This is a genomic window from Nitrosococcus halophilus Nc 4, assembly GCF_000024725.1.
Lineage (GTDB): Bacteria > Pseudomonadota > Gammaproteobacteria > Nitrosococcales > Nitrosococcaceae > Nitrosococcus > Nitrosococcus halophilus.
In genome coordinates, this window is the sequence record NC_013960.1 from 417,275 (window position 1) to 438,847 (window position 21,573).

The 21,573-nt window shown below is 52.6% G+C and carries 16 protein-coding genes; 11 read left to right on the forward strand and 5 right to left on the reverse strand.

Going from position 1 to position 21,573, the window contains the following annotated elements:
* Window positions 1-168: 168 nt before the first annotated feature.
* Entirely contained in the window at window positions 169-1,098 is a 930-nt protein-coding gene (locus NHAL_RS19570) for a DUF2914 domain-containing protein (RefSeq protein ID WP_083761350.1), read from the reverse strand.
* Window positions 1,099-1,426: 328 nt separating this feature from the next.
* On the opposite strand from NHAL_RS19570, the gene NHAL_RS02005 reads away from it, so the two are divergent.
* A complete protein-coding gene (locus tag NHAL_RS02005) occupies window positions 1,427-5,275 on the forward strand; it encodes a DUF3683 domain-containing protein (RefSeq protein WP_041355321.1) in 3,849 nt (1,282 codons plus the stop codon).
* An 88-nt stretch (window positions 5,276-5,363) separates the two neighbouring features.
* On the opposite strand, the gene NHAL_RS02010 is transcribed toward NHAL_RS02005, so the two are convergent.
* Window positions 5,364-5,825, reverse strand: coding sequence for a DUF4124 domain-containing protein (locus NHAL_RS02010; RefSeq protein WP_013031499.1), 462 nt, complete (start codon window positions 5,823-5,825; stop codon window positions 5,364-5,366).
* A gap of 485 nt (window positions 5,826-6,310) precedes the next feature.
* On the opposite strand from NHAL_RS02010, the gene NHAL_RS02015 reads away from it, so the two are divergent.
* The 7 genes from NHAL_RS02015 to NHAL_RS02045 all read left to right on the forward strand — a co-directional run bounded on the left by NHAL_RS02015 (window position 6,311) and on the right by NHAL_RS02045 (window position 12,957).
* The gene (locus NHAL_RS02015) at window positions 6,311-7,738 is read left to right on the forward strand and encodes a tropomyosin (RefSeq protein ID WP_013031500.1); all 1,428 of its coding nucleotides are present in this window, start codon (window positions 6,311-6,313) and stop codon (window positions 7,736-7,738) included.
* Between the two features lie 73 nt (window positions 7,739-7,811).
* Entirely contained in the window at window positions 7,812-8,366 is a 555-nt protein-coding gene (locus tag NHAL_RS02020; protein ID WP_238985417.1) for an FMN-binding protein, read from the forward strand.
* Complete coding sequence (locus NHAL_RS02025) at window positions 8,366-9,346, forward strand: hypothetical protein (RefSeq protein ID WP_013031502.1); 981 nt, start codon at window positions 8,366-8,368, stop codon at window positions 9,344-9,346. Before NHAL_RS02020 ends, NHAL_RS02025 begins: the two co-directional genes overlap by 1 nt.
* Window positions 9,347-9,416: 70 nt before the next feature.
* Entirely contained in the window at window positions 9,417-9,947 is a 531-nt protein-coding gene (locus tag NHAL_RS02030) for a cupredoxin domain-containing protein (RefSeq protein WP_013031503.1), read from the forward strand.
* A 40-nt stretch (window positions 9,948-9,987) separates the two neighbouring features.
* A complete protein-coding gene (locus tag NHAL_RS02035; protein WP_013031504.1) occupies window positions 9,988-11,463 on the forward strand; it encodes a cbb3-type cytochrome c oxidase subunit I in 1,476 nt (491 codons plus the stop codon).
* A gap of 269 nt (window positions 11,464-11,732) precedes the next feature.
* Window positions 11,733-12,359 carry an SCO family protein gene (locus NHAL_RS02040; RefSeq protein WP_013031505.1) on the forward strand — a complete coding sequence of 209 codons (627 nt, stop codon included), beginning with the start codon at window positions 11,733-11,735 and terminating at the stop codon, window positions 12,357-12,359.
* Window positions 12,349-12,957 (forward strand): hypothetical protein, encoded by a 609-nt coding sequence (locus NHAL_RS02045; protein WP_013031506.1) that lies wholly within the window; start codon window positions 12,349-12,351, stop codon window positions 12,955-12,957. Before NHAL_RS02040 ends, NHAL_RS02045 begins: the two co-directional genes overlap by 11 nt.
* Before the next feature lie 77 nt (window positions 12,958-13,034).
* Here the strand turns inward: NHAL_RS02045 and NHAL_RS02050 are convergent, their stop codons facing one another.
* Complete coding sequence (locus NHAL_RS02050) at window positions 13,035-13,496, reverse strand: RrF2 family transcriptional regulator (RefSeq protein WP_013031507.1); 462 nt, start codon at window positions 13,494-13,496, stop codon at window positions 13,035-13,037.
* A 116-nt stretch (window positions 13,497-13,612) separates the two neighbouring features.
* On the reverse strand, window positions 13,613-17,275 hold the full coding sequence (locus NHAL_RS02055) for a hydantoinase B/oxoprolinase family protein (RefSeq protein WP_013031508.1): 3,663 nt from the start codon (window positions 17,273-17,275) through the stop codon (window positions 13,613-13,615).
* 241 nt (window positions 17,276-17,516) lie between these two features.
* Here NHAL_RS02055 and NHAL_RS02060 point away from each other — a divergent pair, with 241 nt between their 5' ends.
* The 3 genes from NHAL_RS02060 (at window position 17,517) to NHAL_RS02070 (ending at window position 20,281) form a co-directional block, all read left to right on the forward strand.
* A complete protein-coding gene (locus tag NHAL_RS02060) occupies window positions 17,517-18,674 on the forward strand; it encodes an RNA-guided endonuclease InsQ/TnpB family protein (protein ID WP_013031509.1) in 1,158 nt (385 codons plus the stop codon).
* A gap of 617 nt (window positions 18,675-19,291) precedes the next feature.
* Window positions 19,292-19,576 carry an HU family DNA-binding protein gene (locus tag NHAL_RS02065; RefSeq protein ID WP_013031510.1) on the forward strand — a complete coding sequence of 95 codons (285 nt, stop codon included), beginning with the start codon at window positions 19,292-19,294 and terminating at the stop codon, window positions 19,574-19,576.
* A 276-nt stretch (window positions 19,577-19,852) separates the two neighbouring features.
* The gene (locus tag NHAL_RS02070; RefSeq protein WP_013031511.1) at window positions 19,853-20,281 is read left to right on the forward strand and encodes a hypothetical protein; all 429 of its coding nucleotides are present in this window, start codon (window positions 19,853-19,855) and stop codon (window positions 20,279-20,281) included.
* A gap of 154 nt (window positions 20,282-20,435) precedes the next feature.
* Here NHAL_RS02070 and NHAL_RS19575 read toward each other — a convergent pair whose 3' ends face one another.
* Window positions 20,436-21,266 carry a GGDEF domain-containing protein gene (locus NHAL_RS19575; RefSeq protein WP_049780568.1) on the reverse strand — a complete coding sequence of 277 codons (831 nt, stop codon included), beginning with the start codon at window positions 21,264-21,266 and terminating at the stop codon, window positions 20,436-20,438.
* Window positions 21,267-21,573: the final 307 nt, after the last annotated feature.

Sequence of the window (21,573 nt, forward strand, 5' to 3'; positions counted from 1 at the left end):
ATTGCTATTGAAAATTAGGGTAGGGGCGGCTTTAGCCGCCAAGCGCATTCGGGATCAACGCGCGGCTAAAGCCGCCCCTACAAATGGTGCAGGTCAGCATTAAACAACCCTGGTTTTGCTCCGCTCGGTCGTTGCCGCTTTTTCTATGAAGACTTACAAAAATCTTTCTCAAGGGCTTCGATAAACAAAGCGGCTGGCATGGAGGGGGGTGTTCTTTGAGTCGGTCACTACGACCCGCCACTGGCCCGTCATGGCCGGGGTAAGATATTTGCTAGAGTAGGTGCGCCATGGATCGCCGCCAATGGGGAAGCGAACTTTAGCCATGACCTCTCCTTCATGTTCCCAGCGGTGGATAAGGGTTTCCCCCGCCATGCCTTTCACTTCAGTAAAGTAGTAGAGACGCGTTAAGTCTTTTTTAGCCAGGATGACTGGGCCTGCTTCATCGATGGGTTCCCGCTTTTTTATGCCGGTGGTGAATTGGGCCCGTATTATCCCTGTTTCCGGCTCGACTAAAGCGAGTTGGGGTTGTTTTTCTTCCGAGATGGTTCCAGGTTTATCCGTTCTCGGGGGAAGCGTTTTTGGGATTGAGGGATTTTGCTCCTGGCGGGAGGCGCGGGCCTCTACCCTTTCTTTTAATTTTGTTTCTGTGGGGGCCTTCTTCGGGGCAGGGGTCACAGTGGGCAGTGTTTCCTTAGGAGGCTCTGTTTGGAAAGTTTCTAATTTTTGAAAAAAATCTTCTTTATTATAGGGGGCTGAGGCGACGGCCTCGGGTGGCGAATGAAGACCGTTGGATGAAGGCGCCTCTTGGGCGATTAAATTTCCACTCCCTTCAGGGGCAATCTGGGGCTCTAGGACTAACCCTGGCTTTCCTGCCGGATCTTGGAAATGGGCGTAGAGGAAGATCAACAGTCCTCCCATAAGGAAGAACAGGACAAGGGAGACAACCCACGGAGAGTATTCTTTTCCAAGAGCCTTCCCCTGGTTTTGAGAGGAGGCTTTTTCCGGAGCCGCTCTTGGGTAGGTAATCCGAATTCGTATTTCCAGGGGTCTTCCGGGGGGCGTGGTTTTTTCTGTCATAGGTTTGGTCTCGGTCATCATGCTAACCCCGGTAAATTCACGGGATCACCGCATTGTTTTGCCGGATACGCGACGCTTAATCCGGCCTACAGTGTTTATTGGCGCCTCCTCGTAGCAAGGTCATTGCTAAGACCTCATCATCTTCGTGTTCTTTGTGTCTTGGTGGTGAAAAATCCAGGCGTTCAGCGCCCCGGCAAAATTTTGAGCCCTGATGGGGCGGGCCGAAAGCCCCGATATTTTAGATTAAAAACCGCGAGAGGGCGCCGGAAAGAGCCCACTTGGCATGTTAAAATAACTCACTATTTTACTCAGATTTTCCCAGCCTCGGTGATAGATAAAGATTATGGATATGCCTGATCGGATACGTGAGATTCCCTATAACTACACTTCCTTTTCTGACCGCGAAATCGTGATCCGTTTCCTGGGTGAAGAACTCTGGACGGTCATCGAAGAGTTGCGGGGTCAACGCCGTACCGGACGTTCGGCGCGGATGCTGTTTGAAGTCTTGGGGGATATGTGGGTGATCTCGCGCAATCCCTTCATTCAGGAGGATCTTATCGAGAATCGTAAGCGTTGGCAGTCTCTCCGCCATGCGCTGCACCATCGGCTGGATCAGATCCAGGCCCGCGCCGAGGGCAATGCGCTGGCTTTGCGCCTGGTGGAACAGGCCCGTCAGGCGGTGCTCAAATTCGAACGGGAATTACTGGATCTCAGGGAACGGCACCGGCAGGCGCGGCGCCGATTGGCCCGGACCACAGCCCGCCATAATCTCCACTTTGACGGCTATGCCCGGGTGGCCCACATGACCGATGCCACGGATTGGCGGGTGGAGTTGCCCCTGGCGGTGGTGACCCCCGATAGCGAGGCGGAGATGGCCGCGGTGATCAAGGCTTGCGTCGATTTGGGATTGACCGTGATTCCCCGGGGAGGGGGTACCGGTTACACCGGAGGGGCGGTTCCCTTAACCCCGGACAGTGTGGTGGTCAATACCGAAAAACTGGAAGATTTGGGTGAAGTCACAGAACGCTGGTTACCCGGCGTGGAGGGCCAAGTGCCCACCCTTCGGGCGGAGGCGGGGGTCATTACCAAGCGGGTCTCGGAGCAGGCCGCGGCGAAGGGCTTGGCCTTTGCCGTGGACCCCACCTCCCAGGATGCTTCCACCATAGGCGGCAACATTGCCATGAATGCGGGGGGGAAGAAGGCCGTCCTTTGGGGGACTACTTTGGATAATTTGGTGTCTTGGCGCTTGGTGACTCCCGAGGGCTTATGGCTAGAGGTGGAGCGGCTCAATCATAATCTTGGCAAAATCCATGAGGTGGAATTCGCGGAGTTTCGCATTACCCGTTATGAGGCCGACGGTCGCACTCTCCGGGGTGAGCCCGAGGTGCTGCGGATTCCGGGAAAGGCGTTTCGCAAGCCGGGATTAGGCAAAGATGTGACAGGGAAGACTTTGGCAGGGTTGCCGGGGATTCAAAAGGAGGGCTGCGATGGGCTGATTACCTCCGGCGTCTTTATTTTGCATCGGATGCCCAAGTTCATCCGTACCGTGTGCCTGGAGTTTTTCGGCACCCATCTGCGCCAGGCGGTGCCGGCCATTGTAGAGACCAAGGATTACCTGGATGGGTGCGAGGGCGTGGTCCTGGCGGGAATGGAGCACCTGGATGAGCGTTATGTGCGGGCGGTGGACTATTCCACCAAGGCGCCCCGGCGCGAGCTGCCCAAGATGGTGCTTTTGATTGATGTCGCCGGCGACGACGAAGACGCCGTGGCCAAAGCCGCTTCGCAAGTAGTGCGGATGGCCAATGGCCGCGATGGCGAAGGTTTTGTGGCGGTCAGTCCCGAAGCCCGAGCCCGGTTTTGGGCCGCCCGGAACCGGACCGCGGCCATTGCCGCCCATACCAATGCCTTTAAGATCAATGAAGATGTGGTCATTCCTCTGGAAAAGCTCGCGGACTACAACGACGGCATTGAGCGGATCAATATCGAACAATCCACGAGCAATAAGCTGACCATGATTGAGGCGGTGTTGGCGTACTTGGATTCAGACCCGCCGGAACTCCACCCCAGTGAGTTGGAACACCAGGCAAGTGACGAGAGCGAGACCATTATTGCCGCCAAGAGGGAAGCTGCCCGGACCCAATTGAGAGAAGTCCGGGATCGTTGGCAGGCCATCCTGACGCAGATAGATGGTTCCGCCCAGGAAGCGGAATCCCTCTTGGATGAAGGCGCGCGGGAGCGGTTACGGTCCGGGGATACCCTCTTTGATCTGTTGCAGCGGCGGGATCTGCGAATCTCCTACCGGCGGGAAGTGGAACAGCCCCTTAAAGAGATTTTTGGGGGCCTGGAATTTGCCCGCTTGCGGGAGCAGTTGGATCGCCTCCATGCCAAAATCCGCTCCAGCCGTTTGTTCGTGGCCACCCATATGCATGCGGGGGATGGCAACGTCCACACCAATATTCCGGTGAACTCCAATGATTACGCCATGATGCGGGAGGCGGAGCGGATCGTGGAGCGGGTAATGGTCTTGGCAGGGCAATTGGGGGGCGTGATTTCCGGGGAGCATGGCATCGGTATTACCAAGATGCAGTTCATGGCGAGGGAGGAAATCGAGGCCTTTGCCCGTTATAAAATGGAAGTAGATCCCACCGGAGCCTTCAACCGGGGCAAGTTGTTGCCGGGCTCCGGATTGGAGCGGGCCTACACTCCCTCCCTGCGCTTGTTGGAGCAAGAAGCCCTTATCTTGGAAGCCAGTGAGTTGGGGGATCTGAATAATGACATCAAGGACTGCCTCCGTTGCGGTAAGTGCAAGCCCGTCTGTACCACCCACGTTCCCCGGGCCAATTTGCTGTATTCTCCCCGGGATAAGATTCTGGCCACCGGCCTTTTGATTGAGGCTTTCCTCTATGAGGAACAAACCCGGCGGGGCATTTCCGTGCGCCACTTTGGGGAGATGAATGATGTGGCCGACCACTGCACTATCTGCCATAAGTGCGAAAGCCCTTGTCCAGTGAACATCGACTTTGGCGATGTCACTATCAAGATGCGCTCCATTCTCAAGGCCCATGGGCGGCGGCGGGCCAATGTGGGGGCCTGGGCTTCCATGGCCTTTTTGAATGTCACCGATCCGGCCACCATCAAGTTGATGCGCAAGGCCATGATTGAGTGGGGCTATAAGGGCCAGCGCCTGGCCCATGGGTGGGCTAAGCGTCTGAGGTTGTTGGGCAACGGTAAAAAGCGCCCACTCCCCACCACCGGGAAAACCCCCATACGGGCCCAAGTCGTCCACTTCATGCGCAAACCTATGCCGGGAGGGCTGCCTACCCAGACCACCCGCGCCATGCTAGGGGTGGAAGACGATAAACTGATTCCTATTTTGCGCAACCCTCATAAAGCCAGCGAAGATGCCGAGGCCGTGTTTTATTTTCCCGGCTGTGGCTCCGAGCGGCTTTTCAGTCAGGTGGGGTTGGCGACTTTAGCCATGCTCTATGAGGTGGGGGTACAGACGGTCCTACCGCCGGGGTATCTGTGTTGCGGTTATCCCCAGACCTCTAGCGGCGATACCAAGAAGGGGCAAGCCATCTCCACCGCTAATCAGGTCTTGTTTCATCGGGTCGCCAACACCCTCAATTATTTGGATATCAAGACGGTGATCGTTTCCTGCGGCACTTGCATGGATCAGCTCTTGAAGTATCAATTCGAGCAGATTTTTCCAGGGTGCCGTTTGCTGGATATCCATGAATTTCTCATGGAGAAAGGGCTCTCCTTGGAAGGGGTCAGTGGGGTCCGTTATATGTACCATGATCCCTGCCACACGCCCATGAAATCCTATGCCCCCCTGGAGGTGACTTCCCGCCTGGTAGGCCAGCAGGTCACCCTCTCCGATCGTTGCTGTGGCGAAGCCGGGACTTTTGCGACCGCCCGCCCTGATATTGCTACCCAGGTTCGGTTCCGCAAGGAAGAAGAGATCAAAAAAGGAGTCAAGCAGTTAACAGGGCAAGAAGTGGCCACTTCAGGCCAGGTGAAAATGCTGACTTCCTGTCCGGCCTGTCAACAGGGTTTGGAACGTTATGCCGGGGCCACCGGCGTTGAGACCGATTATATCGTGGTGGAGTTGGCTAATAATCGCTTAGGCGAGGGATGGCAGCAGGCCTTTATTGAAAAAGCCAATTACGGGGGAATCGAGCGGATATTATTGTGACCAGCCCTTGATAGTCCCTGGGGGAGCATTTCCAACTCCCTTTGCTCGAAGCAGGGGAGGTCGCGGGGCTTTGCGCCCCCAGGGAGGCTTATGGGGAGCACCATTTGTTCACTTGCTTCTGGGCTTCCTGGAGTTTCTGGGTACGCTCGGAATCCGAGTAATAATGGCGTTCGCCGTTTTCATCCATCTTAAAGAGACGCCTAGCGCTTTCAATGAGATGAAGTCGGCTTTTGGCGGCGGCGCAGTTGCGGCTGCGCTGTTCTTTTTGTTTTCGTGCTTCCTCTTCTGCCTGTTGCTTTTGCTTCCGTTCTTCTTGCCAGGTTTGGAGTAACTCCTTTTGTTTTGCCTGGCGCCCATTCTCCAAGAGGAGGGGGTTGGATGAGGATCGGGATTTGATTTCCACGGTTTCTTGCGCAACCACGCCCCGGCAGGGCCGATCCGCGTAGTGGATTCGGCCCTGTTCGTCTATGCACTTATAAACCCCCCCGGCTTGGGAAAGGGTCACCCAGCCCCCTGCCAGGATCGCTATGACAACCCGCCTTTTTTCCATATCTTTCGACTCCTCTGCATTAGGAAATGATTGAGTAGATTAACGGCCGTTTTTGGCAATTCTGCACTTAGGTTGTCTTCTATAGCCTCTGCGTGCGTACGGCGCATGCTACTTGTCTGCTCCAAGCGATAGCGATAGGCCGATTAAACTTTCTTAACGTGCGTACAGTACACGCTACTTGTCTGGCCCGGATTCAGAACCTAAATCCGATTGTCTGCGAAATCAGGGGACTTGGGGGCCGCGATTTTTTGTGTAGATGAAAAGCAGGTTTATAGCCGCTTCCTCCTTGCTTCAAAATACCCAGTGGTTACTTAATATTAATTTAATTCAATAACTTATGTTTAATTTTTAGTGGTAGTAGTGAGGCTAATTAAGCGCCCAATGCGTTAATTAATGATAATGATTTGCGCTTTTATATAATGTTGTGTTTACTATGCCATCTTTTTTATCTACTGCTGTAATGTTCCCGAGGGAGGGTAAGATTAGTGAGAAAAAAAAATAGCTTGCTGGGAATGGGGTTGACGGCAGCCACGTTGGTGGCGAGTTTGCCTTTACAGGCGGCTGAAATGCCGAAGACCATGGAGGAAATGTGGGAAATCATTCAGGCCCAACAAAAGGAAATCGAAACTCTTAAGGCTAAGTCGCAAGGGTTAGAGGAGGAGACCCAATCGGAAGCTTCTGAAAAAGCCACTGAAACCACCTCCACCGCCGACGAGGGCGGGCAGACAAAAGAGCAGGTCAAGGAACTGGAACGTAAGACCGACGTTCTCGCCGAAGCCGTGGAGAAATTACGGACCGAGCTCTATATTCCCGAAGAATTCGAATACAAGAGCATGTATGGTTTGGGGCCAGCGGCCTCCAAAGTCTACCAGGTGGGTAAGGGCCTTTCTATCGGCGGTTATGGCGAAGGTCGATACCAAACTTTTGTGAATGGGGACAAGGAGGATAATGCTGATTTTGTGCGGTTAGTACTCTATGCCGGCTACAGGTTCACGGATCGGATACTTTTTAATAGTGAGATTGAATTTGAGCATGCTTCCACCGGTAAGGAAGGATCGGTTTCCGTCGAGTTCGCCGCCTTGGACTTCTTGCTGGATCCTCGGGCCAATATCCGTGCCGGTTTAGTGTTGCTCCCAATGGGGTTCCTTAACCCCATCCATGAACCGCCTTTCTATTTCGGCAATAACCGTCCCGAGGTTGAGCGGCGGATTCTTCCCAGTACTTGGCGGGAGAATGGGGTAGGTCTCTTTGGTGAACTTTGGCCAGGCTTGACCTATACCACTTATGCGGTTAATGGCCTGGATGCTTCAGGGTTTGACTCTAGCGGTATCCGGGGTGGCCGTCAAAGCGGCAGCAAAGCCTTGGCGGAAGATTTAGCCTTTGTGGGCCGTTTGGACTACGCGCCTCCCGGAATGCCTGGGCTTTCCTTTGGGGGTTCTGCCTATGTGGGCAATTCGGGGCAAGATCAAACCTTTGCGGGGGAAGAACTGGATGTCTTCACTCAACTCTATGAAGGCCATATTCAGTGGCAATATCGGGGCTGGTGGTTCCGGGCCTTGGGTGCTTGGGGCAGTATTGATGATGCCGAAGTGCTCAGTGCCGCTAAAGGGGAAACCGTTGGCGAGAACAATTTTGGCTGGTACACCGAGCTGGCCTATAATGTGCTGCCATTAATCTGGCCGGAAACCACCCAGTACCTGGCGCCCTTCTTCCGTTTTGAGCAGTTGGATACCATTGCCAGCACGCCATCGGGATTTAGGGATAATGGTGCTTTTGATCGGGATATCTACCAGTTTGGTGTGAACTATAAGCCTATTCCCAATGTGGTTATTAAGGCAGACTACCGCAACTTCGAAGCCGAAGATGGCCGCCCCGCCGATGAATTTAACCTGGGGCTCGGTTTCATTTTCTAGCCTGGAAGTATTATGTATATAGCCTTGGGCAGGACCCGTATTCACGGGTCCTGCCTTACTGATAATGGAACCGATGAATACGTTTAAGCAGGGGAGGAGTGCTCTTCTCATCCTATTGATGGGAGTACTGGTGGCATCAAATGCCATGGGCACGATTTATTACGGTAAGAAGGAGGCCTTGGAACTGGCCTTTGGCGAAGAAGCCCAGGTTGAGATGCAGTCTCTTTTTCTTACCGAAGAGCAAGTGGCAAAAATTGAACAACTTGCCCGGACCAAACTCGAGTCCAAGTTGTTTACTTTTTATGTGGGACGCCATGAGGGCAAGCTTCTGGGCTATGCGGCGATTGAGTCCCATACGGTGCGTACTAAACCGGAGACCTTGCTGATTATTCTGACCCCCACCGGTGAATTGGATCAGATCCATGTACTTGCCTTCCATGAACCCCCCGAGTATCAGCCGCCAGAACGTTGGTTCGCCCAGCTTTACCGCCGTCAACTGAGCGAGCTCAATCTCAATTACGGCATTCAGGGCATCACGGGGGCCACCCTGAGTTCACGGGCGGCAACGAGCAGCGCCCGTAAAGTGCTTGCCATTTATCAAATTGCCATTAAAGAGAAAGCGGACTGATGGGTTGTGGGCTTGCTTCAAGGCAAGCTTCCAATGCCGCCAAAATTCGTCCGCGTGATTTTGTCGAGACCCAGGAAGGGTTGATCTTTTCCGTAGTCACCCACCATCAGGAAGAGGGGCGGGCCTTAGGCGTACTGCGCTATGTGAAAAAAGGCGCCTGTTGGCGTAAGGTCAATACCCCACAGGCGGATAGCCTACTGGAAACTCATTACCCCTACTATCTTTATGACTCTCCCCGGTTGGATGCCAGACTCCATGGCGTTCCTGTAACCAGGGTGGTTAGGCACTATCAGTCCCAGCTAAGGTTGGCGGAAATTCTTACCCCATCCTCGGGGGATGAGATTGAGGAGAAGGTGAGGGGACTGGTTCAACTCTTTGAGGCGGGAGGGCTTTATTCCCAAAATTTAGGCATTACCGGTTCATTGCTTATTGGCGTCCAGCAGGTGGGTTCCGATATTGATTTGGTGGTGTATGGTCAGAAGAATTTTCAGCAAGCCCGAAGGATTATTAAGCAGGCGCTCACCAAAGGGCAGTTAGACCCGCTCGATGAAACTCTTTGGCGTGAGACTTATAAGCGGCGGGGGTGTAGCTTAGATTTTCAGGAATATCTATGGCATGAGCGGCGTAAGTATAACAAGGCGGTTTGGGAAGGGACCAAATTCGATATTGTGCTCGTTTCAAGACCCGAAGAAATTAAAGGGGATTCTCGGTATTTTCATAAACAAGGTAAGAGAAAGTTGCAGGCTCAGATCAAGGATGGAAGCGAAGCTTTTGCTTATCCCGCCCGCTATCGCTTGGTGCATGCTGAGATAGACACGGTAGTGGCTTTCTCCCATACTTACGTGGGGCAAGCCGAGACCGGCGAATGGGTTGAAGTTGTTGGCCAGCTAGAACGGGCTAGTGATGGCGAACTTCGAATAGTCGTCGGGTCCAGTCGCGAAGCCCTGGGAGAATACATTAAAGTGATCCCCTTGCCTTAGTTGACAAAGAACTATATCAAATATAAGTTTTGGGGTTCTACGTAAATCTAGGAGATAAAGGATAAGCACAATGCAGTCAACTGTTTGGTTTATAACACTCGCTTGCGTAGCGTTGCTTGCGGCGGTGTTTTACTATGTGATCAGCAATTCTAAAACACCCGAGGAATATCCGCCCATCCAGAAAAAATGGTATAGCTTTCGCGGTAAGTGGTTCCTTTTTCTGGCTGGTTTGTGGGTGGTGGTGACTTTCGCCACACTCATGCCATTTCCTATCGCCCCTCAGGCCCAAGCGTATAGCGGCGATGGTTATCAGGTAGTTGATGTCAGTGGGCATCAATGGTACTGGACCATGAGCACCGATACCGTCGTGGCCGGTAAGCCCGTGGCATTTCAAGTAACGGGTGCCGATGTCAACCACGGTTTGGGTATCTATGACGAAGATTTAACGCTAGTGGCTCAGGTCCAGGCCATGCCAGGCTACACCAATAAGCTGATTTATACTTTTGATGAGCCGGGTAAGTACCGCATTCTCTGCTTAGAGTATTGCGGATTGGCGCACCATGCCATGATAGCTGAGTTGAATGTAGAAGCAGCGAGCTAGGTGTGCAAAGCACGGGGAGAGAGAATAGCGGAGATAATATATGAGTACAACAACATTAAGTGGGACAGTAAGTTATAGTGAGGCAGAGAACCAGGGCGCGCTGGTTGCGGTAAAAACGCACCTGATTGTTGGGATCTTGGTTTTCTTATTAATGATGCTGGCGGGTGCGGTAATGCGTGCCGCCCAGGGCAACATGTTTACGATTAGCCCAGACCTGTTTTACCAGTTCATGACGGTACATGGAGCCGGCATGGTGGGTACCGCGGGGATTGCCTCGACCGGGGTACTGTGGTATTTCCTGCGCCAGTACGTGCAGTTAAGCACCAAGATATTCTGGATCAATTTTGGTATCTTTCTCACTGGCGTGGTATTAATTCTAGGCTCGATTTTCCTCGGAAAATACGGGGGTGCCTGGACTTTCTTGTATCCCTTGCCGGGGATTTCTCTCGGCGCTTGGTCTGCTGGTGCTGCTGCGGCATTCCTGCTGGGGTTACTGGTCATTGGTACGGGCTTCCTCATTCTCTATTTGGATGTGGGCCGCGCCATTCTTGCTCGTTACGGCAGCTTTGGGCGGGCGCTGGGGTTACCGCAATTATTTGGTAAGGAGCCGGTAGACACTTCTCATCCGCCGACGGTGGTGGCCGGGACTATGGTACTCATTGTTAATTTCCTGGGCATTGCAGCAGGTGCCGTAGTTTTGGTGATGATGCTGGTGAACCTCTATAATCCAGAGTTCAAGCCCGATGCCCTGCTAATTAAGAATTTGATCTATTTCTTCGGTCACGTGTTTATCAACGCGACCATCTACGCTTCAGTGACGGCGGTTTATGAGTTATTGCCCCGTTACACTGGCCGTCCTTGGAAAACGTCGAAAGTCTTTTATGCCGCTTGGTTAGCCATCGTCTTCATGGTGATGGCGGTCTATCCTCACCACTTGATGATGGACTTTGCCATGCCTCCCTGGGCGCTGATTGTCGGTCAAGTGCTCTCCTATGGTAGCGGTGTGCCCGTCATGGTGGTCACCGGCTATGGTGCTTTGATGATCGTGTACCGCTCTGGAATTCAATGGAATACCACCACCAAACTGCTCTTTCTCTCCATGTTTGGTTGGGCGGCAGGGGTTATTCCGGCGATTATCGATGCCATGGTGACCGTCAACCGTGTTTTCCATAACACCTTGTGGGTGCCCGGCCATTTCCACTTTTATCTGCTCCTAGGCCTATTGCCTATGATCTTTGGGTTTGCCTACCATCTTCTCGGTGAAGCAAAGGAAGGGGGAACCACCATGGCGGATCGGCTTGGTTTCTACAGCTTCCTGGGGGGTGGCTTGTTGTTGGCTTTCACCTTCCTGGCTAGTGGTGCCAGCAGCATTCCCCGTCGGTGGGCAGTTCACATGGACGAGTGGATCCCGATGGCCCATTGGGGGACGCTGGCGGCGATTTTAGTCGTCCTAGGGGTTCTGCTATTTACTTGGCGTGCCCTGACTGCGCTTCCACGGGCACCGGAACCTAGCTAATAGGCAGCCCGAGTGAACTTGAGATGATACAAACCTCTGTTGTTGACTCTTTATGGCAATAGCAGAACCGACAACCTTTTAGGTTGGCACTGGGGGCGGCATGCTTTCATATATAGAGAAGGCGTGCCGCCTTTATCGGTTCTGGTTTTTAAGATTATTAGCGATTATCCTGTGTTATTGAATGCACCTCTTCCCTTGAGTTGGGTTCAGATAAATTCTACTGCCCTGGTGCCTAATATTTGAACCAGGTTTTAAGGAGGATTGTAGAGATGAAAACTCTGTTTTTGAGCACTCTCCTGGCAATGGCGGGTCTGGCAACCCTCTGGTTTGGCACCGATGGCGGCCGGGCTTTTACCGCGGAAGAGGCGCGTCGTCTTGAGGTGCGCGAACATCCAAAACCCGTTCCCAATTGGCAACTGGAGAATCAGGATGCTAAGGCAATCGCCTTGGGGAATTGGCAGGGGCAATATGTGGTAGTAGATTTCATCTACACCAGTTGTCCCAGTGTTTGTCTGACATTGAGCAGCGGGATGCAAAGTCTTCGGAAAGAATTTAGCGAAGCGTTAGAGAAGGAGAAGCTGCATTTATTGAGTATCAGCTTTGACCCGGAAAAGGATACGCCAGAGCGGCTTCGAACCCATCTTTCCCATTTCTCCGGTGACGGGGAGCAGTGGGTAGCGGCGCGACCGACCCATCCTGTGGAGAAAAAAGCAATTCTGGATTTTTTCAAGGTGACGGTTATTCCCGATGAAATGGGCGGCTATACTCACTCTGCAGGTTACCATGTGATTGATACCCAGGGGCGGCTGGTTGCTATTTTTGGGGTGGAGGAATATCCAAAGTTGCAAGAGTACCTGACCATAGCCCTTGCTGAAGGAGAGAGCCATGAAGGTTAGACAGGGGTGGTATTTGCCCTGCTTGGTGTGGGGGGTGCTCGCGCTGCCGCCTTTACGGTACGCCTTGGAGTTGAGTATGGTGACCCACATGTTAGTGCAGTTACCGGCTTTGGCGTTCCTAGGGTGGTGGTTGGGGCAGACCCTTCCTGAAGAATTTAAGCGCAAAATCGCCCCCTGGAACCGATGGGGCATCACGGGTATGGTTTTGGTCGTTGTGACCGTGCTTTACTGGATGTTGCCCCGCGCCCTGGATGCCGCTATTTCGGAACCCGCCTTTGAAATGATTAAATTTATTACGGTGCCGTTGTTTATCGGTACCGCCCTTAACTTGAGCTGGTTCCAGCTAAGTTCCATAGCCCAGGGCGTGTTGAAGCTAGAGTTCTGGGCCATGTTTATGCGTTTAGGTTGGCTGTATATGGTGCTTCCAGACCGCCTTTGTGCCAACTACTTGCTAGGGGAACAACGCATTCTTGGCCGTGCTTTGCTCATTCTTGGGAGTATTTGGGCCGCGAGTTGGACGCTGCGCATTTTATTTGGGGTGAGGTGGCGAAAACCTCGGCTATTAGCGCCTAGCTCTTCATTACCAGAAAAGAAATAAGCGAACTAACCTAATATTGCAAGAAAACTACTGCAATATTAGGTTAGTGGCTTTTTGCTAATAAGGGCGTACTAAGGTTAATAACCTGCGGCTCGGGGTGGGAACCATTCGACCCGGAGCGAGGAGCGCAGTTCGTTCTTGTTTTTGATTACATCGGCCAAGGTGTACCGATTCAACACCGCCAGAAATGCGCACCGTGCTTCCCAAAAGACGTCTTTTAATTGGCAGCAGGAGGAAATAGAGCAAGTATTGTGGGTGGTGTTGAAACATTCAGCCACATCAAATCGTCCCTCTGTTTGTTGCACTATCCGTCCTAGGTTGATTTTCTCAGGTGCCTGAGACAGGCGCATGCCCCCGCCCTTGCCCCGAGTCGTATCAATATACCCTAAGTTTGCAAGATTATGGACGACCTTGCCCAGGTGGTTACGGGAAATATTGTAACTGCTGGCGATTTCGCTAATTGTAGCCAATTGCTCGTCATGAAGGCTAAGATAAATCAAAACCCGCAGCGAATAATCCGTGTATTGTGTCAGTTGCATTGCCTCTCCTTATGAGAACTCGTATGAGTTATTTTTAATTATAGATTACAAATACAGTTTATATCTTGGATAGTTTTAAGTCGAATCAATCAATAAGTTACTTTAATTGATTTTAGCTATCCGTTAGATGTGGCGCCACTGGTGTGTAATGGTGCGCCGAATCCGCCACCGCCTGGAGTCTCAATAATAAAGATATCCCCTATCCCCATTTGGGCTTGCCCGCAGCTAGATAGTTCCACTACTGAGCCATCAACACGTTCGATCCAGTTTCGACCCACTTGGCCGGGTTCCCCCCCTGCCATGCCAAAGGGGGGAATTTTCCGATGGCTGGAGATAATCGCGGCAGTCATCGGTTCCAGAAAACGGAACCGGCGCACAGTCCCATTCCCCCCTGGATATCGGCCGTTGCCGGCAGATTCTTTGCGAATCTCAAATGACTCTAAGAGGACTGGGAAACGCCATTCCAATATTTCCGGATCGGTAAGGCGAGTGTTGGTGATATGGGTATGGACTGCATCGGCACCCTTGAAATTTGGACCGGCGCCGGCGCCGCCACAAATGGTTTCATAATATTGATATTGTTCATTCCCAAAAGTGAAATTATTGCAGGTTCCTTGGGAGGCCGCCACTACTCCCATAGCGCCCAACAGGGCGTCAACAATATATTGGGAGGTTTCCACATTACCCGCCGCCACTGCCGCCGGGTAGCAGGGGTTTAAGAGACAGTGTTCGGGGATAACAATCTTTAGCGGTTTAAAAATTCCTCCATTAAGGGGGATATCGGCTTTAACCAAGCAACGAAAGACATAAATGACAGCGGCCATGGTCACGGCAGCCGGGGCATTAAAGTTCCCCAGATGCTGGGGGCTGGTACCGGAAAAATCGATAAGGGCCTGAATGCCCTCTTGTGGGGAGGGCTCCTCGATGCGGATGCTCACCTTAATCTTGCTGCCATCATCCATGGGGTAGGTGAAACTGCCGTCTTTGAGGGTTTCGAGAACGCGGCGCACCGAGGTTTCGGCATTATCTTGAACGTGCTTCATATAGGCCTGCACCACCTCAAGTCCAAAATGATCTACCATGCGTCGAAGTTCTTGCACTCCTTTCTCACAGGCAGCCACTTGGGCTTTAAGGTCCGCCAGATTCTGTGGGATATTGCGGGCCGGATAGGGACCGCTGCTGAGCAAGGCCACGACTTCCTGTTCCAGAAACCGTCCTCCCTCGAGCAATTTAACGTTGTCGATGACGATCCCTTCCTGGTCAATCGTTTGGCTATAGGGGGGCATGGAGCCGGGCGTAATGCCTCCAATATCTCCGTGGTGCCCCCGTGCGGCGACATAAAAGAGGAGCTGGGCTTCTGACTTATCAAATACCGGCTTCACGACCGTCACATCGGGTAAATGAGTCCCCCCGTTGTAGGGTGTGTTGAGCATAAAAACATCGCCGGGAGAAATATGTTCCCTATGGTCGCGAATCACCGCTTTAATGCTGGCGCTCATGGATCCCAGGTGGACTGGAATATGTAAGGCATTGGCGACAAGATCCCCCTGTTGATCGAAGATCGCGCAGGAGAAATCCAGACGTTCCTTGATGTTGACCGAGGAGGCGGTTTTTTTGAGAACTGCGCCCATTTGATCAGCGATGGATGTGAATAGGTTGTTAAAAATTTCCAGCATCACTGGATCAGCCTGGGTCCCTATGTCTAGCTGCTTAGGCAGCGGTATCATTCGAGTAAGAACGAGATCCCGCCGGGGAGTGAGTTCTGCTTCCCAGCCAGGCTCCACAACGGTGGTGCTATTGGTCTCAATGATGATGGCCGGGCCGCTGACTCGGTCATGGGGTTGCATTGCCTCCCGCTGGTAAATGGGGGTGTCTTGGGTTTTCCCGCCCAGGGTTGCCGTGACCGTGGCTATCGTCGGCACGGTTCCCTGTCGCGGCGGAGGGGATTCGAACGAAGTGGGGTCGGACCATAATGGATTGCGGCCAATGACCTCTATTTGAGCTGATTCCACAATCAACGGCTTCTCGGGCATCAGAAAACCAAAGGCCTGTTTATAGACCTTTGCAAATTCCGCGGCAATTTCCGTTTGGTGATCGAAATTGACTAACAAGGCGGTGTCCGTACCCTGATAGCGCACATGGAGTTTGCGGACCGAGGAGATGCATTCTTGAGCAACGCCCTGGGCGAGTATTTCCTGTTCCCCTTGTGCCATGAGCTGGTCAAAGGTTGCCGCCAACGTGGGCATGAGTTCCTCCCTGAGGGGGGCTTCCACGGCCATTTCCCGCAATGACCGTAAGTCCGCAAGCCCCATCCCGTAGGCAGAGAGCAGCCCCGCGTAGGGATGGATGAGGGCCCGTTTCATGCCTAAGGCATCGGCAACCAGGCACGCATGCTGCCCTGCCGCGCTTCCAAAACAGCACAATCCGTATTCCGAAACATCGTAACCCCGCTGAATAGAGATGCGTTTGATGGCATTGGCCATGTTTTCCACCGCAATGGCAAGAAAACCTTCCGCCACTTGGAGCGGGGTTCGGTCATCTCCCGTAGCCGTTTTGATCTCAGCGGCTAGGGCGGTGAATTTTTCCTGGACAATGGCCTCATCCAAGGGTTGATTGGCGTGGGGGCCAAATACTTTGGGAAAGAATTCGGGCTGGAGTTTGCCCAGCATGACGTTGCAGTCAGTGACTGTCAAAGGCCCACCCTTGCGGTAGCAAGCCGGTCCCGGCTGAGCCCCGGCAGAATCGGGTCCCACCCGATAACGGGCACCGTCGAAATGGAGAATGGAGCCTCCCCCCGCAGCGACGGTATGGATCTGCATCATGGGGGTTCGTATCCGAACCCCTGCCACTTCAGTTTCAAAAGCCCGTTCATACTCCCCGGCATAGTGGCTGACATCGGTGGAGGTCCCTCCCATATCAAATCCAATCACCTGATGGAAATCGGCTAGTTCCGAGGTCCGGGCCATGCCGACGACCCCCCCGGCTGGGCCGGACAAGATGGCGTCTTTGCCCTGGAAGCAATGGGCTTCAGTCAGTCCCCCATTGGATTGCATGAAGAGCAGGCGAGTGTCGCCCAACTCGGCGGCGACATGGTCCACATAACGGCGCAGGATGGGGGATAAGTAGGCATCTACCAAGGTGGTGTCGCCACGGCTGACTAGTTTCATCAGCGGACTGACTTCGCTGCTCGTCGAGATTTGGGTAAAGCCGATATCCCGCGCGATCCGGGCGACGGTCTGTTCATGGTGGGGATAGCGATAAGCATGCATGAACACGATAGCCACGCTTCGTAGGCCCCTGTCATAGCAGCTCTGTAGCTGTTGGCGGACGGTATCTAGGTTAAGGGGCTGTAGCACCTCACCACCCGCACTATAACGTTCATCCACTTCAATGACCTGCTGATAAAGCATCTCAGGGAGTTTAATGTGGAGTGCGAAGAGATGGGGGCGGTTTTGATAGCCGATTCGTAAAGCATCGCCAAATCCCTGGGTTGTCACTAGTACGGTAGGTTCCCCCCGGCGCTCTAGCAGTGCGTTGGTGGCTACCGTGGTGCCCATTTTGACTGAGTCGATCCTTGTTGCCGGAATAGGATCTTGGGGGCCTAGGCCGAGTAGATCCCGTATCCCCTGGAGGGCGGCATCCCGATAATGGGAAGGGTTTTCGGACAGTAGCTTATGGGTTTTGATGGTGTTATCAGGGGCTTTAGCCACAATATCCGTAAAAGTGCCGCCCCGATCGATCCAAAATTGCCAGCCCCGGCGTGCCTGGACCTGTTTCATGGTCTTTCTGCTTTTTTCTGTTGCTAACGTGAGCCTCTATGATATATGGGGGTTTGGATTCTAGCCATCATTGAAGGAGTGCCTGGATGCACGACGCCCCCCTAGCGAGAGTGCGAAGTGAAACGGCGCGTCGAGCGCGAGGGCCGATTACTCGCGTTTGGCCATGAATTCGCGTTTTGCGTAGTTGGCCAGCCCTTGAGTACTCTTTTGCCATAGGCGACAGTTGTGGCATGATGGCTGCGTGGTAACGCAACGGGCCTACAAATTCAGGTTTTACCCTACGCCCACGCAAAAGCGGCAATTGGCCATTGAATTCGGCCATACCCGCTATGTGTGGAATTGGGCATTGGAAAGGCGAACGAAGGCGTATCAAGCGCAGGGCGAGTCGCTGAACACTATCAGCCTCAGCCGCCAATTGACGGTACTGAAGCAAACGGAATGCCCTTGGCTGAGCGAAGCCACCGCCAGTTGCCATACCCAAAAACTGAGGGACCAAGATAGGGCGTTTAAAAACTTCTTCGCCGGTCGGGGCAAGTATCCCCGATTTAAGAAACGCCATCAGACCCAATCGGTACGCTATCAATTGGACCAACGCCATGTGGCGAAGAACTTCAACGCCGAAAGCAAGCGGTTGAAGCTGCCCAAGCTGGGTACGCTCAAGCTCAAGTGGTCTCAGCGTATGGGGGGCATCCCCAAAATGGTCACGGTCAGTAAAGACCCGGCTGGCCGTTATTTTGTCAGCCTGGCCTGTGAGGTGGAGATTGCCGCTCTGCCTGCCCGCAAGAACGCTGTTGGGGTGGATGTGGGGGTTAAGGATGTGGTTATCACTTCCGATGGGTATAAGTCGGGTGCGCCCAAATACACCTACCGCTATGCCCGTCAATTGAAGCGGGCGCAGCGACGCTTGAGCAAGAAGCGTAAAGGCGCCAACCGCCGCCGCCAGCAGCAACAGCGTGTGGCCAGAATTCATGCCCGGATAGCGGATAGCCGCCGGGATTTTCTGAACCAACAATCCTCGAAGCTGATTAACGAGAACCCAGTAATTTGTCTTGAGGATTTGAATATCAAAGGGATGTTGAGAAATCGCCGCCTGAGTAAAGCCGTCGCGGATTGCGGGCTGTACGAACTCAGGCGACAAATCGAGTACAAAGCAGCAATGTATGGCCGCGAGGTATTGATCGTGGACCGTTGGGTGCCCACCAGCAAGACGTGCTCTGAGTGCGGGACTATTCAAGAGCCCATGCCGCTGAAAGTTCGCGAGTGGGTTTGCCGGGACTGTAATACCAGCCATGATCGCGATATCAACGCGGCCAAAAATGTTTTGATGTTGGGTACGGCGGGGAGCGCCGAAACCGATAAAGCGCGTGGAGCGGTGAAGACCCCAAGGGCCGTGGCCTAGCCACCGTCTGAGGACCGCGAGGAAACGCGAATTCTCCAGACTGACAAGGTGAGGATGGACCGAACCGCAGTCAGTCATGGCGAAACTCCAACAATCAATTTCAATTGAGTCAGAAGGGCGCTATATTATCAGCAAGTTGTATCCTAGCCTTGAGGACCCTTAGCCAGGAAAATCCGGGGGGCGGAGGCAGAGGGTTCCAACTGGGGGTATTCTTGTTTTTTATCCTAGGGTTTACAGCTCATCAGCGGCATTCATCAGAAGTTCCTTAGGTTGAGCAGTGACCCTAGGGGTGGGAGTCGTGTATTATCCCAATCCCTTGGATGCCAGGACCAGGGGGACTTGGTTTCTGGCGATATTTACTGGCAAAGTGGACGGTTGGGGTATTACCTGCGCCTGGCAGGTAAAAAGCTAAATCAAGAAAGCCTACAAGGCTTCTCGGGTTAATTTGCTGAAGTATAGATATCCGCAACCCATCCAGTTCTTTTAAGCTAAGGCCCTGTCTCGCCCGGGTACCCGTCGGCTTAAGCCTGTGTCGAATCTGAGAACTGGCTGTGCAATTTTCCGAGAAGTGAATAATAGAGCATAAAAATACCTTTAACTTTAGGAGCGCACGCTTTATGAATAAAACTGAATTGGTTAACTTCGTTGCCTCAGAGGCCAATCTTTCTCAAGCAGATGCCCAGCGTGCCGTGAATGCGCTGCTCCAGACGATTGAGCAGACTCTGGGTGAAAAGGGGATGGTCAGCTTGGTCGGTTTTGGTTCTTTCTCAGTACAGAAGCGGTCTGCCCGTTCAGGTCGGCATCCTCAGACTGGGGAGACGATTACCATTCCGGCAACGAATGTGCCCGTTTTTAAGCCTGGCAAAGCCCTCAAGGAAGCAGTACAACAACGGAAGCGGTGATCTTGTCCCAGGCGTGGTAGTGGGGCAAGGTTCATCTATGCAATGTCTAATTCTTGTTGCTGCTTACCACGCCCTTTGTCTTTATCTGTCTTATCGGTTCAAAATTATCTCTAGCCCTTACCCTTGGCAGCCTAGTCATGTTTGCCCCAAGCCCAACGGCGCTTCCTCTAAATGGGAACCCCTATAGATTACTTAGAAAGGATGGGAGAAGGATAGATTTATCCTGCTAAGGTGCCCATAATTTTTTTGTTTAGCTTAATTTGTTGGGGGGATGTTATGGGGAAATTTATTTTATTTTGTTTGGCACTTTTCACCATGGGAAGCGTCTGGGCAAGTGATGACCCTTCCCCTGGAGTTGAATTTCCTGAACTGGTGATAACCTATCGGTATGAAAATTTCCCTTCTTTTCCCTCCCATGCCCAGGCCGAGGCGCACACTCCCAAAGAGGGCAAACGGGTGCTGGGGAGTGCCAAGATTATAAAGTTGAGGTGGCGCGAGCTTGCCGAGGCAAAGATCCTCGTGTCCTTTATCGTAGAAGAAACTCATTTTGATGATAAGGGAGAGGTCATCTACCGGGCCCACTCAACGTTTAGCGGTGAGGGCCGAAGCATGGAGGAAGAAGGCCGGAAAATCGAGGAGGAGGTCCTTGAGGGTAGAAAACGGTTGGAGTTGTTTTCTTGGTGGCCGATTGGTTCCTTGCCTTAGAGATTGTTGAAAAACCTTGCTTTCAGCGAGGGGGGGCTCCAGCCGTGAAAAATGGCTCCACCATTAAGCCTTTAAATTTTGGTGGTACGGCGCTAACACGTTTTACCCCCTACTGAAACTGAAAAGGGGGGGCCAGCAGTTTCTTAGCCCACTTTTAGGTGGCTGAGCTTATGCGGGCTAACTTCGACATGGACATAGGTATGATTTGGTTGCGCCCTAAGCTCTTGGCCTGATAGAGGGCCATATCTGCTTCGGCGATAAGCTTGTCAAGATCCCATCGTTTATCCACCAATTCGGCCACCCCCATGCTCACCGTGGGCCTGAAAGTCATCGTTTCCCAGGGGAGACTGCTTTTTGAAAGGGCTCGCTGGATACGGTGGGCCATTGCCAATGCCCCGTCTAGGTCCACCATAGGCAGTAAGATGACAAACTCCTCGCCGCCATAGCGGCAGATCGTATCGACATTACGGGTTTGTGATTGCAATAACTTTGCAATATGTTTAAGGACTTGATCGCCCGCCCCATGCCCGTATTGGTCATTGATTTTTTTGAAATAGTCTATATCCAGGATGATGAGGGAAAAAGGCATTTGGTAGCGCTGCCACATTTTGATTTGCTCGCTACCCTTAGCGATAAGGTAATGCCGATTGTACACCCCGGTAAGTTGGTCACGATGGGCCAGGTGCTGTAAGGTCAACACCGAATGCAAGTGGAGATAGCAGAAGCTTGCGGTCAACCAAACAGCGAAGAGAGTGAGGGTGCAGTTAACCATCACTGTGTTAAAGGGCGCTGGCGGCTCAGGGGAGAGCAATACTCCGCATACAATCAGCAGGGAACTTAATCCAGCGAACAGCAACAGAGCTAAGGGTGAACGTGCTGCAAGTCCAATAAACACCACGCCGATATAGGATATACTGCTGGCGATACCTGGCGGTGTGAGATAGTCAAAGATAAAAATTAAGGCTGTCAGGAGAATACCGGTCAATATAAAAATTTTCTTCTCTTTCTCCAGCCTAGCGCTAGGAAAGGGGAAGCTCCTATTTTTCTGATTTAAAGGTGTAATGGCCAAAGCAAAATATAAGGGTAATAATAAAAGGCTATTGTCGTTTTTTATAGACGATAAATAGCCATTTGCAAAAGTTAATATGATGATGGGGTATGGCTTTACTCCCTAAGGAACGGCAATCTGTGATTTCAGTCTCATATTGCCCTGTTTGGGCCAGGATCTGTGAAGTGGCAGATGGGACTCGTGGCGGAGACGCGGATACCGTATAGCCGAGGGTGTCAAGTTT

Bases quoted from the DNA above. Each gene is read 5' to 3' on its own strand.
- NHAL_RS19570 (WP_083761350.1), bottom strand. From the start codon at position 1,098: ATGATGACCGAGACCAAACCTATGACAGAAAAAACCACGCCCCCCGGA.
- NHAL_RS02005 (WP_041355321.1), top strand. From the start codon at position 1,427: ATGCCTGATCGGATACGTGAGATTCCCTATAACTACACTTCCTTTTCT.
- NHAL_RS02010 (WP_013031499.1), bottom strand. From the start codon at position 5,825: ATGGAAAAAAGGCGGGTTGTCATAGCGATCCTGGCAGGGGGCTGGGTG.
- NHAL_RS02020 (WP_238985417.1), top strand. From the start codon at position 7,812: ATGAATACGTTTAAGCAGGGGAGGAGTGCTCTTCTCATCCTATTGATG.
- NHAL_RS02025 (WP_013031502.1), top strand. From the start codon at position 8,366: ATGGGTTGTGGGCTTGCTTCAAGGCAAGCTTCCAATGCCGCCAAAATT.
- NHAL_RS02030 (WP_013031503.1), top strand. From the start codon at position 9,417: ATGCAGTCAACTGTTTGGTTTATAACACTCGCTTGCGTAGCGTTGCTT.
- NHAL_RS02035 (WP_013031504.1), top strand. From the start codon at position 9,988: ATGAGTACAACAACATTAAGTGGGACAGTAAGTTATAGTGAGGCAGAG.
- NHAL_RS02040 (WP_013031505.1), top strand. From the start codon at position 11,733: ATGAAAACTCTGTTTTTGAGCACTCTCCTGGCAATGGCGGGTCTGGCA.
- NHAL_RS02045 (WP_013031506.1), top strand. From the start codon at position 12,349: ATGAAGGTTAGACAGGGGTGGTATTTGCCCTGCTTGGTGTGGGGGGTG.
- NHAL_RS02050 (WP_013031507.1), bottom strand. From the start codon at position 13,496: ATGCAACTGACACAATACACGGATTATTCGCTGCGGGTTTTGATTTAT.
- NHAL_RS02055 (WP_013031508.1), bottom strand. From the start codon at position 17,275: ATGAAACAGGTCCAGGCACGCCGGGGCTGGCAATTTTGGATCGATCGG.
- NHAL_RS02065 (WP_013031510.1), top strand. From the start codon at position 19,292: ATGAATAAAACTGAATTGGTTAACTTCGTTGCCTCAGAGGCCAATCTT.
- NHAL_RS02070 (WP_013031511.1), top strand. From the start codon at position 19,853: ATGGGGAAATTTATTTTATTTTGTTTGGCACTTTTCACCATGGGAAGC.